General features: G+C 70.3%; 13 protein-coding genes. 4 read left to right on the plus strand and 9 right to left on the minus strand.

What is annotated here, in order from left to right; translation table 11 throughout:
* Positions 1-58 precede the first annotated feature (58 nt).
* Complete coding sequence (locus AB0J64_RS22805; RefSeq protein ID WP_364029886.1) at positions 59-1,462, plus strand: alpha/beta hydrolase; 1,404 nt, start codon at positions 59-61, stop codon at positions 1,460-1,462.
* Between the two features lie 121 nt (positions 1,463-1,583).
* On the opposite strand, the gene AB0J64_RS22810 is transcribed toward AB0J64_RS22805, so the two are convergent.
* The 5 genes from AB0J64_RS22810 to AB0J64_RS22830 all read right to left on the minus strand — a co-directional run bounded on the left by AB0J64_RS22810 (position 1,584) and on the right by AB0J64_RS22830 (position 8,733).
* A complete protein-coding gene (locus AB0J64_RS22810) occupies positions 1,584-4,346 on the minus strand; it encodes a DUF5682 family protein (RefSeq protein WP_364029889.1) in 2,763 nt (920 codons plus the stop codon).
* Positions 4,343-5,458, minus strand: a complete 1,116-nt coding sequence (locus tag AB0J64_RS22815) for an AAA family ATPase (RefSeq protein ID WP_364029891.1) — start codon at positions 5,456-5,458, stop codon at positions 4,343-4,345. The genes AB0J64_RS22810 and AB0J64_RS22815 overlap by 4 nt, the downstream gene beginning before the upstream one ends.
* An 11-nt stretch (positions 5,459-5,469) precedes the next feature.
* Positions 5,470-6,780: a VWA domain-containing protein gene (locus AB0J64_RS22820; protein ID WP_364029893.1), complete on the minus strand. Its 1,311-nt coding sequence runs from the start codon at positions 6,778-6,780 to the stop codon at positions 5,470-5,472.
* Positions 6,777-8,159, minus strand: a complete 1,383-nt coding sequence (locus AB0J64_RS22825; RefSeq protein WP_364029920.1) for a hypothetical protein — start codon at positions 8,157-8,159, stop codon at positions 6,777-6,779. Before AB0J64_RS22825 ends, AB0J64_RS22820 begins: the two co-directional genes overlap by 4 nt.
* Positions 8,160-8,241: 82 nt before the next feature.
* Positions 8,242-8,733 (minus strand): hypothetical protein, encoded by a 492-nt coding sequence (locus tag AB0J64_RS22830; protein ID WP_364029896.1) that lies wholly within the window; start codon positions 8,731-8,733, stop codon positions 8,242-8,244.
* A 275-nt stretch (positions 8,734-9,008) separates the two neighbouring features.
* Here AB0J64_RS22830 and AB0J64_RS22835 point away from each other — a divergent pair, with 275 nt between their 5' ends.
* Positions 9,009-9,413: an FCD domain-containing protein gene (locus AB0J64_RS22835; protein ID WP_364029928.1), complete on the plus strand. Its 405-nt coding sequence runs from the start codon at positions 9,009-9,011 to the stop codon at positions 9,411-9,413.
* A gap of 10 nt (positions 9,414-9,423) precedes the next feature.
* On the opposite strand, the gene AB0J64_RS22840 is transcribed toward AB0J64_RS22835, so the two are convergent.
* Both AB0J64_RS22840 and AB0J64_RS22845 read right to left on the minus strand, forming a co-directional pair.
* The gene (locus AB0J64_RS22840; protein WP_364029899.1) at positions 9,424-10,056 is read right to left on the minus strand and encodes a DUF1932 domain-containing protein; all 633 of its coding nucleotides are present in this window, start codon (positions 10,054-10,056) and stop codon (positions 9,424-9,426) included.
* Entirely contained in the window at positions 10,014-10,196 is a 183-nt protein-coding gene (locus AB0J64_RS22845; protein WP_364029902.1) for a hypothetical protein, read from the minus strand. Before AB0J64_RS22845 ends, AB0J64_RS22840 begins: the two co-directional genes overlap by 43 nt.
* 162 nt (positions 10,197-10,358) lie before the next feature.
* Between AB0J64_RS22845 and AB0J64_RS22850 the strand changes: the two genes are divergently transcribed.
* Entirely contained in the window at positions 10,359-12,020 is a 1,662-nt protein-coding gene (locus AB0J64_RS22850) for a glycosyl hydrolase family 18 protein (RefSeq protein ID WP_364029905.1), read from the plus strand.
* A 37-nt stretch (positions 12,021-12,057) separates the two neighbouring features.
* On the opposite strand, the gene AB0J64_RS22855 is transcribed toward AB0J64_RS22850, so the two are convergent.
* Both AB0J64_RS22855 and AB0J64_RS22860 read right to left on the minus strand, forming a co-directional pair.
* Complete coding sequence (locus AB0J64_RS22855) at positions 12,058-12,903, minus strand: aldo/keto reductase (protein WP_364029908.1); 846 nt, start codon at positions 12,901-12,903, stop codon at positions 12,058-12,060.
* Positions 12,825-13,796: an MFS transporter gene (locus tag AB0J64_RS22860; RefSeq protein ID WP_364029911.1), complete on the minus strand. Its 972-nt coding sequence runs from the start codon at positions 13,794-13,796 to the stop codon at positions 12,825-12,827. Before AB0J64_RS22860 ends, AB0J64_RS22855 begins: the two co-directional genes overlap by 79 nt.
* Positions 13,797-14,197: 401 nt before the next feature.
* Here AB0J64_RS22860 and AB0J64_RS22865 point away from each other — a divergent pair.
* Positions 14,198-15,653: DNRLRE domain-containing protein (locus AB0J64_RS22865; protein WP_364029914.1), on the plus strand; the 1,456-nt coding region annotated here is incomplete at its 3' end.

Raw genomic sequence — 15,653 nt, forward strand, 5'->3', positions numbered from 1 at the left:
TCTCGGACGGGCCGTGGCGCGATGGATATCCGCTCGCGTGGGCGCGAACGTGGAAAGCATGAGCCTCGCAATGGTCAGCGCCCTGCTGGGCGCGCTCATCGTCGTCCCCCACGCCTCGGGCCTCGAGTGGCGGGCCTGTCAGGAGGCCGGGCGGCCGAAGGAGATGGAGTGCGCGTCCGTCGAGGTGCCGCTCGACTGGGCCGAGCCCGACGGCCGGAAGATCAGCGTACGGATCGCCCGGCTGCCCGCGACCGGGCGTAAGACCGGCACGGTGTTCAGCATCCCGGGCGGGCCCGGCGGGTCCGGGATCGACGATCTCACGTCGTACGGCAAGAGCTTCGCGGGTCTGCGGGAGCGGTTCGACGTGGTCAGCCTCGAGCCCAGGAACGCCACCTCGTTCGGGATCCTGCCGCAGGAGTGCTTCGCCACCGGGCCGTGGCTCACCCGGCCCGGCAGCCCGCGCGAGTACGCCGCGCTGGGGGCGACCGTCCGCCGGAGCGCGGAGGAGTGCAGGAGGCGCGCCCCGGTGTTCTTCGACCACCTCGACTCGGCGTCCGTCGCACGGGACATCGACGCGATCCGCTCCGCCATCGGGGAGGAGCGGCTGAGCTTCGTCGCCACCTCGTACGGAGGCGTGCCCGCCGTCGCGTACGCCCGGCTGTTCCCCGGCAGGGTCAGGGCCATGTACCTGGACGGGGCGGTCAACCAGCTCCGGGATCCCCTGACGGAGGCGCGGACGAGGTACCGCACGTTCGAGGCGCAGTTCGGGCGGTTCGTGACGTGGTGCGAGGCCGCGGGGGCGTGTGAGGCGGGCGTCGCGGAGCGGTGGCAGCGGCTCGTGGCAGCGGCCGACCGGACGCCGATCCCCGTCAAGGGACAGGCGGTCACGTACAGCGGTTTCGACCTGCAGGTGGCCGCGATGCCGCACCTCGTCTCGCCGGGACCGGCGCCGGATCACCCGCGGTGGCGGCAGCTCGCCCAAGCCATGCGGCAGGCCGAGGGCGGGGACGCCGCCGGGTTCGCCGCGTACGTCCAGGCGGGGATCGGGAGCCTCAAGCCGCCGTCGTTCGTGGGCATGAACGCCACCCAGTGCGCCGACGGGCTGCGCTTCGGCGGCTATCGCGAGTACCGCGCGGTGCGGGCGCTGGGCGAGCGCGTCTCCCCGAACCTCGCCGGGATGGGATTGTGGCACCGCCTCGGCTGCGTGGGCTGGCCGACGCCGGTGACGAATCCCCGCGCGCCGCTGCCCGCCGGCCTGCCGCCGTTGCTGGGGGCGGGCTCGTGGACTGACCACGACGACACCGCCGACATCGTGCGGCGGGTGCCGGGGTCGGCGACGGTCCGGTACGACGGGCACGGCCACGGGCTCTACCTCACGGGCAACGCCTGCGTCATCGCCCATGCCGACGCGTACCTCATGGACCTGCGGCTGCCCCCGACCGGCACCGTCTGCCGCCCCTGACCCCTGCCCATCAGGGAGTCCATCGCCCCGGCCGCCCATGTCCGGCCGCCCCGGCGGTCGTGGCGGGTGTCGGCGGCCCCGGGGAAGGGGGCCGCCGACAGCAAGAGACCGCAGAGGCTGGTCAGGCGAGCAGACCGGCGACCGCCAGAGCGGGCTCCGGGTGGCCGGCCAGGAGCACGGCCACCTCCGGGTGGCCGTGGCCGGCCGTCGCCGGAGCCTGCCACGAGCCCTCGCACCCGAGCAGCCCCGCCACCGCGTCGCACGCCGCCGGATGCCCCATGAGCAGCTCGGCCACCGGCCCCGAGGCCACCGGTGCGGCGGGCGCGGCCGCGGCGGGGCGGGCCGACCAGGGCGGCACCCAGCTGTCCACGGCGCCCAGCGTGCCGGGGAACGTGCGCCCCGCCTCGCGTACGAGCACCGGCACCAGCTCCGCCGCCTGCTCGCGCAGCGCCGTGATCAGCTTCGGCAGCCAGGGCAGCAGCACCCGGTCGGGCAGCCGCCCGAACGCCTTGGAGACGACCTCCACCACGAACCCCGACAGGGCGGGAACGGGCTCCATGGCCTGGACGAACCCGATGATGTAGTGCGGGAACGACGGCACGACCAGCGGGTTGGCCAGCAGTTCGTCGCACCGCTCCCGCAGCTCGGCGTGCGACAGCAGCCCGAGCTGGGACCGCGCCGCCCACAGCAGCGCGACCTTGGCCGGCGACTCGGGGTGGGACTGCTGCACGGCCAGCTCGAGCTGGGCCCGGTCGCAGCCGAGCGAGATCGCGAGGCTCTCCATCGAGAACAGGAAGCCCAGCATGGCCGCGACCTGCCGCACCCCGGTGTCGTCGTCGACGAAGGCGGTCGGCAGCAGCGTGCAGTAATGCGCGTATCCGGAGGTCGCGAACTCCTCGCACCAGGCCGGCAGCTCCGGCTCGTGGGCGCGGTAGTACGCCATCAGCCGCCGGATCCTGCGCAGCACCTCGGGCGCGTCGTGCACGCTCCGCTCGGAGGCGAGCAGCTCCACCGCCCGCGCCCCCAGCTCGTCGGCGAAGCGCCGGCTGCCGAGGAAGATGACCGCGTCCTCGACCGCCGCCAGCGCGACGGCCGCGGTGGCCTTCGGGTCCCACACGGAACGGCGCAGCCGCTGCTCCACCACCTGCTCGATGGTGACGCCCTCGTAGCCCAGCTCGATGATCGAGCGCTGGTGCTTGCCGAACGCCAGGTCCCAGCTCTCCTGGATGGAGCGCTCCCCCAGCCCGCGCTGGCCCATGATGGGGCGTACGGCATCCGAGGGCAGCAGGTAGCGCAGCTTCCACAGCAGGTCGGAGCAGGGCCGCAGTTCGGGGTTGGCGTTGAGGTCGAGCAGCGCCCGCTGGATCGTCCGTTTCTCCAGGTCGAGCCCGAGCGGCGCGAGCCGGTCGTAGACGTCGCGGGCCAGCGGCGGCATCGCGTCGTAGCCGACCTCGCCCACGCGGTCGCCGCCGAGCAGGATCTCGCACAGCCGCCGCACGTCGCGGCGGCCCGGCACGACGTCCTTCTCGATGCACGTGACGGCCGCGTCCTGGAAGTCGTACGGGGTGGGCCTGACCCGGTTGCGCATGCCGGCCAGCAGGATCGACGTCTCGAAGACGGCGATGGCGTCGGCGGTGCTGGACAGGTAGCCGTTGCGGCGGGCCAGCCGGACGATGTCGACGCTCCAGCCCAGCAGCTCGGCCTCGTCCAGCTCGTCGAGCGCGGGCGGCTTCGACAGGAACCCGGTCAGCCGGTCGGTCACCTCGGCAGGAGCGACGGGCGCGGGCAGCTTGGCAGCGCGCTTGCGCGTACCCTTCTGCCCGGCCAGCTGGAACGGGGTCAGCTTGCTCCGGGTCAGCGACTTGGCCCACGTCGCCGCCGCGATCGACACCGAGCCCGAGGCGAGCCCGAACTGGGCCTCGATGGCCGAGTGGCTGGACGGGATGAGCCCGTACAGCCATTTCGTGCCGGTGCGCGGGCTGATCTCGAAGGTCGCCGTGGACCTCACCCCGAACTGCTCGACGCGGCTGGCGGCGTGGAAGGCGCCGCACACGTACAGGCAGTCGGCGGGGTCGGCCCCGGACGCGGCCAGGTGCTCGCGCATCCTGGTCCACATGTAGCGCTCGCGGTCCTCGTCCACGGACACCCGGCCGCCGTCGCGGTCGAGGCGGCGGAACAGGCTGCCGATCAGCACCATGACCTGGCGGTATGTGTCGTAGTCGGCCCCGGCCAGCGGCTGCTCGACGTACTGGTCCCACCACTCCGACCAGTGGCGCACCTTGCCGTGGTGGAGCAGGTGCTCCTCCAGCTCGGCGAAGCGGGGGCGCAGGTCGCCGATCTCGACGCCCACCGCGTCGCCGTGCAGGCCGGACTCCTCGGCGTGGTCCTTCTTGTCCGGCTCCTCCTTCGGGGCCCACTGGAAGACGTGGTCGGTCGACCTGTCGACCAGCACCAGCTCGACGCCCGGGGTCTCCAGCGCGTACGAGATGGCCTGGTATTCGGCGGACGCCTCGGTGATGGGCGCCACCACGCTGAGCGGCGCCCACGTCGGGGGGAAGCCGTCGATGTCGGTCGCGAACGCCTGCACCGCCACCGGCAGCCGGCAGTTGCGCAGCTCGGTCAGCAGCGGCTGCAGGTCCTCGCAGAGCTCCAGGTAGATGACCTTCGGCTGCTTCTCCCGCAGCCTGCGCACCATGGCCAGCGCCGAGGCCGGCGAGTGGTGGCAGACCGGGAAGATCTCCAGCTCCTCGCGCAGCGCCCGGTCGACGTCGTCCACCAGCCCGGACAGGATGTCCGAGACGGCCACAGGACTGTCGGCGAACGCGGCGGCGGCGTCGAGGAGCTGCTCGCGCAGCGAGACGAAGGGGCTCGTCTGTTCGGTCATGAGAGCGTGGCGATGGCCTCGCGGCCGCCCTCGAGGAACTCCGGCCACTCCCCGCCGTCCTTCTTGCTGCGGGGCTCGACGACGCCGTGCCAGTACTTGTTCAGGATCGCGAGATCCTCGGGGCTGCGCCTGGCCAGCGAGCCGACCAGGGAGCCGGCGAGGGTCTGCGCGCGCAGCGTCCGGTCGCCGAAGAAGTTGCTGTGCAGGATCGCGTCCTCCAGCACGCCGATCTGCTCGGCCGTGGACAGGGCCGACTCCAGCTTCTCGTCGTCGCTGGTGGCCGACGCGGCGGCCGAACGCAGGTCGGCGAAGCTCTGCAGCAGGATGTCCAGCAGCGTGGGCGGGACGTCGAGCTCGATCCGGTGCCGGCGCAGCAGCTCTTCGGTGCGGAAGCGGACGATCTCGGCCTCGCTCTTCTTGTTCGTCACGACGGGGATGCGGACGAAGTTGAAGCGGCGCTTGAGCGCGGACGACAGGTCGTTGACGCCCCTGTCACGGCTGTTGGCGGTGGCGATGATGGAGAAGCCGGGCTGGGCGAAGACGATGTTGTCGTCGTCGAGCTCGGGGATGGAGACGTACTTCTCCGACAGGATCGAGATGAGCGCGTCCTGCACGTCGCTGGTCGAGCGGGTCAGCTCCTCGAAGCGGCCGATCACGCCGGTCTCCATCGCCGTCATGATCGGGGAGGGGATCATCGACTGGCGGGACTGGCCCTTGGCGATGACCATGGAGACGTTCCAGGAGTATTTGATGTGGTCCTCAGTCGTGCCCGCCGTGCCCTGGACCACGAGCGTGGAGTTGCGGCAGATGGCGGCGGACAGCAGCTCGGCCAGCCAGCTCTTGCCGGTGCCCGGGTCACCGATCAGCAGCAGGCCCCGGTCGGAGGCCAGGGTCACGATGCTGCGCTCGACGAAGCTGCGGTCACCGAACCACTTCTGCGGGATCTCCCTGTCGATCCCGTCGGAGCGCTCGGAGCCGAGGACGAACAGCCGGATCATGCGAGGGCTCAGCCGCCACGAGAACGGCTTGGGGCTGTCGTCGATCGACTCCAGGTAGTCGAGCTCCTCGGCGTACTTCACCTCTGCGGGGGCGCGCAGCATATCGTCACTCATAAGAGGGTCTCCTAAGCGAGGAAGTTCTTGAGCTCGAAGACGAGCTTGCGGATGTGGCCTGAGATCACCGGGGTGCCCAGGTCCTTGAATTTCTTGCGGAACCACGGGTCCACGCTCTCCTGGCCCGAGCTGTTGACCGAGCCGACAGGGATGAACTTCACCCCCGAGCGGTAGACCGCCTCGATGCCGTTGTAGAGCGGCTGCGAACGGTCGAACTCGTAGAAGTCGGAGATCCACACCATCACGGTGTTACGCGGATCGCTGATCTTCGGGCGGGCCATGGCCATCGCCACCGGGCCGTCGTTGCCGCCGCCGAGGTTGGTACGCAGCAGCACCTCGAACGGGTCGTTGATCCACGGGGTCAGGTCGATCGCCCGGGTGTCGTACGCGATGAGGTGCACGTCCACCTTCGGCAGCCCGGCGAAGATCGACGCCAGGATGGTGCAGTTGACCATCGAGTCCACCATCGAGCCCGACTGGTCGACGACCACGATCATGCGGGCCGGGATGGTGCGGCGCGCGGTCTGCCGGTAGTAGAGCCGGTCGACGTAGAGGCGCTGGTCTTCCGGGCTCCAGTTGGTGAGGTTCTTCCAGATGGTCCGCTCGATGTCGAGGTTGCGGAAGACCCGCTTGGGCGGCACCGACCGGTCGATGACGCCCGCGCTGGCCTGCTCCACCTGGGTACGCAGCACCTCGGCGACCTCGTCCACGTATCTGCGGATCAGCGCCTTGGCGTTGGCCAGCGCGACGCCCGACAGGTTGGACTTGTCGCGCAGCAACTGCTCGATGAGCGACATGCTGGGGGTGAGCTGCTTGGCCAGCGTCGGGTCGGCGAGCACCTCGCGCAGGTGCATGCGCTTGACCAGGTCGCCCTCCAGCCCGGCGAGCACCCCTGCCAGCTCTTCGTTGCCCGGGCTGTGCCGCAGCCCGCCGGGCCCGCAGCCCATGCCGCGCTCGAACCAGGCGGCGTCCTGCTTCCACGCCTCCAGCTGGCCCGCGGTGACGTTGCCCGAGCCCGTGGCGAACACGTTGAGCAGCAGCTTGGAGACCAGGGCCGCGCGGCGGACCTCGTCTCCTTCCTCGTGGTCCTGCTCCGCCATCAGGCCCTCGAACTCGGCGGCCAGGTCGGGGAAGCGCTGAACGAGGTTGTCGACCGAGATGCCGGGGTCGAGCAGCGCAGGCGGGAGGCCGAGGTCGTCGACGATGGCCACGCTCGACCGTTCGAGGGTCGGCTGCTCGTCGGGGCTGAACAGGCGGGACAGCAGCCGCCAGTAGAGCACCTGGCGCCGGGTCTCGTCGGAGGTGGTCTGGGAATCGGTCATTTGCGCAGCAACCGCCCCGCTCGCTCGCGGAGGACGGCGACCACGTCGCCGGCCTTGGCCTCGGCCTTGACGACCTTGGGGTCGGTGGGGCCCATGGCCCAGTCGCCGGTGTGCGCGGTGACGGGCTTCTTCTTGACCATGGCCTGCACGGCGAGTGGCTGCAGGAGCCACTGCCCGCCGTCCCAGCGCATCAGGCCGATGCACGCGGAGGAGGCCGACACCAGCTCGGGTGTGAGCGGGCCGCAGGACGGCAGCCGGTCGAGGGCCACCGGGAGCGTGTTGCCGCCCAGGTCGAGCGTCTGGCCGTCGATCGTGTAGCCCTCGAGGAACACGGGCTCCGCGATGCGTACGGGATGGCGGTCGAGGGGCGGGGTCGGCGGCGCCTCGGCCGCGGCGAGCTGGAGCCGCGCGGTCGCGAACGGGTCGGCCGCCTCACCGGCCTGAGCGCGGTCGTCGTGCCACACCAGGTCGCCGCCGGGGAGCAGCGGCAGGTCGGTGACCTCCAGGCTGAGGTGCCCGGCCAGCGCGCCCATGAGCACCGGGTGATCGCTCATCAGCCGCCACACGGACGGGCCGGAGATCGTGTCCACCTTCGCGGCCGCCACGCTCGTGCGTACCAGCTTGGAGTGGGCGCCGCCGGCAGGCTCGAGGATGCCGTGGACCTGCACGCGTACCACGGTGGCGTGCTCGTGGACGTCGGCGCCGAGGATCAGCAGCCGGCCCGAGACCGGCTCGGCGGCGCCGTGCCAGGCGCCCTTCTGGGACAGCAGCAGGGCGCGCGTCCACAGATCGCCCCATCTGCGGGCGGGGACCACGCCCATCGTGGCGACCGGGCACGACGCCCGCAGCTCCGCCGCGAGGCCGTCGAGCAGCACCGCCAGCCCACGCAGCTCGGGCACGGCGAGCAGCGCCTCGATCGCCTGGTCGGAGGAGGAGACGAGGTCGTGGTCGACGCCGCGCCAGCCGGTGATGGCCAGCTCGCGCAGCCAGCCCCGGGCCCCGGCCAGCACGCTCCCCGGCTCGCCCGCGCCTTCCCCGGCCTCCCAGGCCCCGCGGGCGCGGCCCAGCGCCGTGTCGAGCCGGGCGAGCAGGGCGTCGTGCACCGCGCCGAACAGCGCGGCCCGCCCACCGGCCAGCACCGCGAGGTGCTCGTCGCCGATCGATCCCGCGGCCACCTTCTCCGCCGCCTCGCCGATCCGGTCGCCGAGAGGGCTCGCGGCCAGCGCGCCCGCCAGGGCGGCCAGCGCCGCGGACGCCTCCTCGCCGAGCCGGGCGAACCCGTGGGTGAGCGCGCCGTCGAACCCCGCCACCAGGTCGAGCGCCTCGCCGACCCCCGCGGGGGTGTCGCCGAGCAGCTCACCGAGCTGTACGTCCAGCATCACCGCACCGCCTTCACTGCCTGGAGCACGTCCGCCCGCACCGTCGCGAGCCCGGCCCTCCGCACAATCGCGATCCTGGGCATCAGCGCACCGCCCCCGTTGCCGGGAACCAGTGCAGCTCGGCCAGCGGCTCCGTGCTGGCGGGCACCTCGAGGTAGGCGAGGTGGCGCAGGAACCGGCTGAACACCACGGCAGCGGGGGTGCGCTCGACCGGCCCGTTGATGGAGCTCATCAGGAACTGCCCCTCGGGCACCTCCACCCCCAGGTAACAGGCCACCCGCTCGAGCCCGTACTGCAGGACCGCCTCGTCGGCCAGTTGGTGAATGTGCTTGCAGGCGTAGCCGTGCAGCGCGCCGCACGGCCGGTTGTTGTTGGTGCTGCAGCTCAGCGCGTGGGTGCCGGCGGTGATCGACGATACGTAGACCCGCTCGATGTCGGACCCGCTCGACACGACCCCCTGCAACCGCCCGTCGGCCAGCTCGACGAAGGGCACCTTCGCCAGCTTGCGCGGCTTGACAGGCGGCACCATCTGCACCACGCTGCGCTGCTCCCACGCGGCTCTGTCCGCGTCCACGACCTCAGAACCTCCGCCCCGGCCGGCTCGCGGGCGCAGGCGGGAGTGCCCGCACCGGCGCGACCGGCTGATCAATTGATCCGGGAACTTACCCGACCTCACCGACAGAACGGGGGCCAAACGATCAAAGCGCGAGGCCCGGGATGGTCGGCCGTACGACCACAGAGTGTCGATAATGGTGTCAACCGGCATGAACTGACAGGGAGGGGCTGATCGAGATCCTCCGGAACAAGGGGGCCCGCGTCCGCTCGGTCTCCAAGGCGGAGGCCATCGAGATCACGGAGACGCGGATGGTGCTGGAGGGCCTGTCCGCCGCCAAGGCCGCCGAACGCGTCACGTCCGAGCAGGCCGCCCGGCTGCGGGAGATCGTCGCGGAGATGCGCACCGCCGTGGAGTCGAACGATCTCGACCGGTATGCGGGGCTGAACGCGTCCCTGCACGCCATGGTCCGCGAGATCGCCGGCCACCGCACGTCGGCGTCGATCATCGAACGGCTCGGGGCGCAGGTGGCGCGGCACAGGTTCCGCCTGGCCCGGCAGCCGGGGCGGGCGGCGGTGTCGTTGCCGCAGCACGAGCTGATCGTGGCGGCCATCGTCGCCCGCGACCCCGAGGCGGCGCAGACGGCCATGCAGCGGCATCTCCGCAGCGTCGCCCAGGCCCTGGAGGCGGCCGCCGACTGACCTGCCCCTGTCAGGCCATCCGTTCCAAGGTGGCGGCGGTGGCGGCGGTCATGAGGTGCGGCACCTCGAGCGACTCCAGCATCCAGGTGGCGGCGTGCATCTCGTGCACCCGCCGCACGCTGTGCTGCGCCGCTCCCTCCATCAGCCGCACCACGAACCGCTCGTCGGCCGCGGTCACCGTCTCCATCAGGTGGTCCCGGAACCACTCCCCCAGCCCGGCCGCCTCGGCAGCCCGCTGAGACTCCATGATCAACGCGCTCAGCCCTTTGACCAGCACACTCCGCAGCAGCTTGCGAGCGGCCGCGTCCCCGGGAGAGCCACCGATCGGCGTCACGTCCATGCCATGGAGACCGGCGAACGCGGCGAACCGTTCCGCGCCAGGCCCACTGGCCAGGATCGGGGTCGCGAGGCCCCGCAACGGCACGGGAGCCATGATCGCACCGTCCGCCGCCGTGGCGCCCGCCGGCTCCACAAGCTCGGCGATCCGCCGCTTGTCATCCGGCGCGCCGGTGGAGAGGTCGGCGTAGAGGGCGCCGGGTTGGAGGTACGGGCGGGACTCCTCGGCCGCGGCCACGCTGTCGGCGCCGGTGGTCACGGCGATCACGATGTCGGCCCCGCGAACGGCATCAGCGTTGCCCGCCACCAGGAGCGATCCTCCGACGGACGTCTGCGCCGGCGGGTGGGCGGGGTCGTGAACGCGCAGGCGCACATGCGGGCGAGGCCGTGGGCGAGCACCTGGCCGACTTCGCCGTAGCCGAGCAGCGCCACCTGAGGTCCGTTCATGAGCGGCCATATCGTTGACAATATTGTCAACCAGAGTAGCGACTACCCGCCATTGACGCCTCCCCAGGCAGGGGCTAACGTCGTTTCATAACTTAAAGGAAACTTTCCTAATAGTTTCCTGGCATCCCGCCCCATCACCCCCCAACCGGATGTCGGAGAGCCATGAGACACAGCACCCTGAGCAAGATCCTGGTGGCGTTACTGCTGCCCCTCACCGCCGTGGCGGTCGCCCCGCCACCGGTCTCCGCCTCGGCGTACGTCGCAGCGGCCGAGTGGGCGCCGTGGACGGCGTACACGGCCGGCACGCACGTCACGTACAACGGCGTCGAGTACGAGTGCATCCAGAGCCACACCTCCCAGCCCGGCTGGGAGCCCCCGAACGTCCCCGCCCTCTGGAAGCCCGCGACCGGCGGCGGCACGGACACCACCGCGCCCTCCGTCCCGGGCAACCTGCGCTCGACCGGCGTGAGTAGCAACAGCGTCTCCCTCACCTGGGACGCCTCCACCGACAACGTCGCCGTCACCGGCTACGAGATCTACCGAGGCGGCACCCTCATCACCACCGTCACCGGCACCACCCACACCGACACCGGACTGAGCGCGGGCACCGCCTACACCTACACCGTCCGCGCCCGCGACGCCGCCGGCAACCGCTCCGCCAACAGCAACAGCATCACCGCCACCACGACGGGCGGCGGCGGAGGCGGCGGGAACAAGGTGCTCGGCTACTTCGTGCAGTGGGGCGTCTACCAGCGCGGATACCACGTCAAGAACATCGACACGAGCGGCTCGGCCGCCAAGCTGACCCACATCAACTACGCGTTCGGCAACGTGCAGAACGGCCAGTGCACGATCGGCGACAGCTACGCCGACTACGACCGCTTCTACCAGGCGAGCGAGAGCGTGGACGGCGTGGCCGACACGTGGGACACCGGCGCGCTGCGCGGCAGCTTCAACCAGCTGCGCAAGCTCAAGAAGAAGTACCCGAACCTGAAGGTGCTGTTCTCCTTCGGCGGCTGGACCTGGTCCGGCGGCTTCACCCAGGCCGCGCAGAACCCCACGGCCTTCGCCAACTCCTGCTACAACCTGGTCGAGGACCCGCGCTGGGCGGACGTGTTCGACGGCATCGACATCGACTGGGAGTACCCGAACGCCTGCGGCCTCACCTGCGACACCAGCGGCCCGGCCGCGTTCAGGAACGTCATGTCGGCGCTGCGCTCGCGCTTCGGCTCCGGCAACCTGGTCACGGCGGCCATCACCGCCGACGGCACCAACGGCGGCAAGATCGACGCGGCCGACTACGCCGGTGCCGCGCAGTACGTCGACTGGTACAACGTCATGACGTACGACTACTTCGGCGCCTGGGCGGCGCAGGGCCCGACGGCCCCGCACTCGCCGCTCACCTCCTACTCCGGCATCCCGATCGCCGGTTTCTACTCCGACAACGCGATCCAGAAGCTCAAGAGCAAGGGCGTGCCGTCGAGCAAGCTGCTGCTCGGCATCGGCTTCTACGGCCGCGGCTGGACCGGGGTCACGCAGGCCGCGCCGGGCGGCACGGCCACGGGAGCGGCGCCGGGCACGTACGAACAGGGCATCGAGGACTACAAGGTGCTCAAGACCCGCTGCCCGGCCACCGGCACGGTCGCGGGCACCGCGTACGCGTACTGCGGAGGGCAGTGGTGGAGCTATGACACGCCGAGCACGATCGGCGGCAAGATGAGCTACTCGAAGAGCCAGAGCCTCGGCGGCGCGTTCTTCTGGGAGCTCAGCGGCGACACCACCAACGGCGAGCTGGTCACGGCCATGCGGAACGGCCTGGGCTGACCTGTAAGGGGGCCGGCCCTGGTCAGGGCCGGCCCGTTCAGCCCAGCTCGCTGAGCTGCTCCGCGGTCAGCGCCACCGTCGAAGCCGCCAGGTTCTCCTCCAGGTGGGCCACCATGGAGGTGCCGGGAATCGGCATCGTCACCGGCGAACGGGCGAGCAGCCAGGCCAGGCTGACCTGCGCGGGCGTGGCCCCGACGACCTTGGCGACGTGGTCGACGGGGCTCCCGGGAGCCGCCAGCGCGCCCTTGGCGATGGGGCTGTAGGGGATGAACCCGATCCCCTGCTTCTCACAGTGCTCCAGCACGCTCTCGGAGAACCGGTTGGTGAGGTTGTAGCGGTTCTGCACGGTGACGATCTCGACGATGCGCCGCGCCCGCTCCAGCTCCTCGACGCTCACCTCCGACAGGCCGACACTGCCGATCTTGCCTTCGTCCTGGAGCGCCTTGAGCTCGCCGAGCTGGTCCTCCAGCGGCACCTCCGGGTCGATGCGGTGCAGCTGGAGCAGGTCGATCCGCTCCAGACCGAGCCGGCGCAAGCTCATCTCGACCTCCTGCCGCAGGTACGCGGGCCGTCCCACGACCACCCACTTGCTCGGCCCCGTGCGTACGAACCCGGCCTTGGTCGCGATCAGGAGCTCCTCGGGGTACGGGTGCAGCGCCTCCCGGATGATCTCCTCGCTGATGTACGGCCCGTACGAGTCGGCGGTGTCGATGAGGTCCACGCCCAGCTCGACGGCCCGGCGCAGCACCCGGACGGCCTCGTCGTGATCGCGGGGCGGCCCCCAGACACCGGGCCCGGTGAGACTCATGGCGCCGAAGCCGAGGCGGTGAACGCTCTTGCCACCGATGGGGAACGTGCCGGTGGACTGGAGCTCAATGGACATGCGGAACACTCCGTCAGACGTCGGAACATCACTTCCGTACCAGCATGACGGACACGTCCCCGACACCGGCCCCGGCTCCGCCGCCAGGGCAAGAGGACGGCCGGGCCGATCAGCAAGATCCCGGCGACCGCGATCGCGGTGCGCGCGTCCGTGACCGCGGCCAGCACTCCCCACAGAGCCGTCGCTGCGGCGCTGGCCGCCCGCCCGGTGATGGTCCACGCGGTGAGGACGCGGGCCGTCGTCTCGGTCGCGGTGTTCTCAGGCCGGTACGTGACGAAGACAGGATTGAAGATGCCCATACAGAAGATCATCGCGGCCTCGACCACCATGACGACGAGCAGCCCGTCCGTGCCGGGCCTCACGAACACGAGGCCGACGAGCCAGAGCGCCCTGGCCAGGCCGAAGCCGAGCGGGACCTTGCGCTGCCCGAGGCGGCGGGTGAGCGGCCGAGACAGTCGGGCACCCAGGATGCCGCCCAGGCAGGGGATGCCGAGGCCGAGCATGTACTGCAGGGCCGTGAAGCCCAGCTCGTGCAGCATCAGGTACGCCAGCAGCGGCGCCGTCGCCTTGATGAGCGCGCTGACAAGCACCGTGTTGACGAACAGCCGGCGCAGCACAGGATCGGCGGCGATGGGCCGCCATCCCTCGACGACCTCGGCCATCCGCGACGTGCCTGCGGTCCAGGCCGGCGGCGCCGGCTCGGGCTTGGCAATCGCACGGATGCGGAGTGCGGACAGCAAGTAGCTGATCGTGTCCAGCATGATCGTGATGACGGGCCCCACCAGCCCAATGAGAGCGCCTCCCACCGGCGGGCCCACCACCGTCGAGATCCAGGTGACGGTCTCGAACCGGCTGTTGGCCTCCACCAGCCGGTGCTGCGGGACGAGATCCACCCCCCGGGCAGACGCAGGAAACAAACAACAATCGCGCTCCCATGCACAACCAGCGGCTTTCCGTGGCCAATGCGTAGCGGGTGGCGTTGAGATTGAGATCCCGGCGGCGATCATCCGGACACAGAGGACGCAGCACATCCTGCAGCGCCGCGTGGACTATCTGTAATGAAATTGTCAATTACCACTTTGATGTGCCTCTATAGCCAGATCCATCGTTTGCCGCTTAGACGGCGTTACTGGATTCCACATTTCGCCCGAGGTGATTCTTCTCATATTGCTTGGCGATCTTGAGGGAAGGTACGGATAGTTCGCAATTGTCCACCGACTCAGATAGAGAGGTGTTAGTGAACAAGTTAGTCAGCACGACGAGGCGGGGCTTCCCACCTCGTCGACACCTCGCGATGGCGACGGTGCTCACGGTGGCAGCATCGCTGCTGGTAGCAGGTGCAGCGGGCTCTGCTCAGGCCGATCCGAAGCCGGCCGAGACCCCGGCCGTTCCTTCCGTAACCACCTTCCCGCGACCAGAAGACCCTGACGCGCCATTACGGGCAGCGAGCGAGGAAGCCAAAAAACAGAACAAGCCGGTCCCGGTCGAGGCGGCGTTCACCGAGACGTCGCGAGTCTGGGCGTACCCCGACGGGCATTTCACGACCCAGTCCTATGGCGGCCCCGCTCAGCTGAAGCAGGCCGACGGCTCCTGGGCATGGTTGGACCCCACGCTCGTCGAGCAAGACGGAATACTCAAGCCCAAGCTGGCCAAAGCGGGCGTGCAGTTCTCGCTCGGCGGCGACAAGCCGTTCGTATCCATGGAACGCAGCAAGGGGCAGAAGTTCGCCCTGTCCTGGCCCACTGAGCTACCGCGCCCGGAAGTCAGCGGCAACGTCGCCCGGTACGTCGACGCGGCGGGCAAGGGCGCGGACCTGGTGGTGACCGCCTTACCCACCGGATTCCAGCATGACGTGGTGCTGCGCGAGCGGCCCACGGGCCCGCTGGAGTTCCGTCTCCCGGTCGAGACCACGGGTGCAGAGCTCACCCTGACCAAGTCCGGCGGGCTGTCACTGGTCAGCCCGAAGGGCAAGACGGTCATGTCAGCACCGACGCCGCGGATGTGGGACAACGCCGATCCGGCCGGTGCTGGCGGGCCGCGCCGTGAAACCAAGGTCAAGACCTCGGTAGAGACGGCCGGCGACCAGACCGTGCTGGTACTCAAGCCGGACCCGAAGTGGCTGGCCGACCCCGCCACGCGTTACCCGGTGACGGTGGATCCCACCACCACCCTCGGCGTTACCCAGGAAATAAGCATCCGCTCGCCTAACCGGGGGACGGGTCCGGGCTGGGTGGGTCGGTGGTCAGCCACCCCGTCGACGGGTGAAACGATCAATCGGGCGCTGATGGCGTTTGACACCACGCCGATCGCCGGACGCCAGGTGGTCAAGTCCACCATGCAGTTGACGCTGCTCTACGACGTCGTTGGCTGCTCCCAATATCAGGGGATCGCCGCGCAACGGATCACCTCGGCGTGGGTGGCCAACAACACGTCCTGGGCCAATCAGCCCAGCGTCACCGGTGAGGGACGTTCGCTGATCGATCCGTGTGTTCTGCCGCGGCCCAAGGGCTCAGTGTGGAGCTGGGACCTGACCACGATGACCCAGCTGTGGGCATCCGGGACACCCAATCGCGGCCTCATGCTGAGCCTGACCTCGGAATCTCCCGTTCCCAAGAACTATGGCGAGGACTTCTTGTTCTGGTCGCAAGGTATGGGCCAGAACGTCCCCAAGCTCAGCGTGGACTGGGTGCTGCCGCCGGAGATCCCCACCGTGACCGCCGAGTCGATCGACTCCATCAGCGGCAACGACG

The organism is Nonomuraea sp. NPDC049695 (assembly GCF_040674955.1).
GTDB lineage: Bacteria > Actinomycetota > Actinomycetes > Streptosporangiales > Streptosporangiaceae > Nonomuraea > Nonomuraea helvata.

What these genes read in the sequence shown, in the direction of transcription:
- AB0J64_RS22805 (WP_364029886.1), top strand. Translation starts at nt 59, where the DNA reads ATGAGCCTCGCAATGGTCAGCGCCCTGCTGGGCGCGCTCATCGTCGTC.
- AB0J64_RS22810 (WP_364029889.1), bottom strand. Translation starts at nt 4,346, where the DNA reads ATGACCGAACAGACGAGCCCCTTCGTCTCGCTGCGCGAGCAGCTCCTC.
- AB0J64_RS22815 (WP_364029891.1), bottom strand. Translation starts at nt 5,458, where the DNA reads ATGAGTGACGATATGCTGCGCGCCCCCGCAGAGGTGAAGTACGCCGAG.
- AB0J64_RS22820 (WP_364029893.1), bottom strand. Translation starts at nt 6,780, where the DNA reads ATGACCGATTCCCAGACCACCTCCGACGAGACCCGGCGCCAGGTGCTC.
- AB0J64_RS22825 (WP_364029920.1), bottom strand. Translation starts at nt 8,159, where the DNA reads ATGCTGGACGTACAGCTCGGTGAGCTGCTCGGCGACACCCCCGCGGGG.
- AB0J64_RS22845 (WP_364029902.1), bottom strand. Translation starts at nt 10,196, where the DNA reads ATGAACGGACCTCAGGTGGCGCTGCTCGGCTACGGCGAAGTCGGCCAG.
- AB0J64_RS22850 (WP_364029905.1), top strand. Translation starts at nt 10,359, where the DNA reads ATGAGACACAGCACCCTGAGCAAGATCCTGGTGGCGTTACTGCTGCCC.
- AB0J64_RS22855 (WP_364029908.1), bottom strand. Translation starts at nt 12,903, where the DNA reads ATGTCCATTGAGCTCCAGTCCACCGGCACGTTCCCCATCGGTGGCAAG.